The following is an 866-nucleotide window of genomic DNA, read 5'->3' as shown; positions in this document are numbered from 1 at the left end:
CGCCCCCGAACCGCGAGTGTTCGGTGGCCTTACGCGCCATCGACGCACCCCCACCCCCGTTCGGGCTGAGCTTGTCGAAGCCTTGGCTCGATGCGCGCARYCCCTTCGACARGCTCAGGGCGAACGGGTGCGGGGTGTCGAATGAGCCCATCACCGCTCCTTCTGGGCTCGCAGCTGCTGCGCCAGCCAGGTCTTGCACTCGGACAGCAGCTGCTCGCGCAAGCGCTGCAGCTCGGCCGAAGAAACCCCCTGCCGCTGCGGCACCACGGGAGCCGCATGGACCTGCGAACGGATCAGCAGTTGACGCACCTCGATGCTCATCAGAGTCCTCAATACATCCGGTTCGAACGGGCATAGGCCAGCTCGATCTTCTCCATCGCCACCTCGTTGCGGGTGGACTGGAACCCGTCGATCTCCCACTTCACCGGCCAGGCGTTCTCCACCGTCCAGCAACGCAGCGGATCGCCCGCCGCATCGAGCAGGAAGACGTGCACCAGCAACGGATCGATCGGCTTCACGAAACCACCGTCCAGCACCTGCTGGCACCACTTCACCAGGCGCGACTCCTTCGCCGCGATGCCCCGCTTCAGCACCAGCCGCGGATGCTTGATCGACTTCGGCAGCACATGCGCGAAACCGTTCAGCCCGCCCTCGTTCACCGTCTCGGTCTCGATCTCGGGACCGATCCCGCTGACCTCGCGGAACGCACCGTCCGAGTCCTTCGGGTTCGCACCGAACGAGACCGCGAAATGGAAGGCCACCGGCGGATAGAAACCCTGCGTGACGCGCAGTTTCGCCTTCGCCGCCTGCAAGGCCTGCGGCGTGATGCCGCCGCCCGCCACGCCGCCGCCCGTGCGGGCCGCAGG

The 866-nt window shown here is 66.9% G+C and carries 2 protein-coding genes; both read right to left on the bottom strand.

What is annotated here, in order from left to right; translation table 11 throughout:
- Nucleotides 1–150: 150 nt before the first annotated feature.
- Entirely contained in the window at nt 151–321 is a 171-nt protein-coding gene (locus AC1D01_RS36830; protein ID WP_477874776.1) for a DUF5908 family protein, read from the bottom strand.
- Nucleotides 322–329: 8 nt separating this feature from the next.
- Nucleotides 330–866, bottom strand: a 537-nt coding sequence (locus tag AC1D01_RS36825) for a phage tail protein (RefSeq protein ID WP_477874774.1), incomplete at its 5' end; no start/stop codon positions are given.

It is taken from the genome of Rhizobacter sp. P3_B12, assembly GCF_056402895.1.
Note: the sequence above shows the minus strand (reverse complement) of the source record. Positions and strands in the feature narration are given on the sequence as shown.

Coding starts and splice junctions, on each gene's coding strand:
- AC1D01_RS36830 (WP_477874776.1), bottom strand. CDS start 321: ATGAGCATCGAGGTGCGTCAACTGCTGATCCGTTCGCAGGTCCATGCG.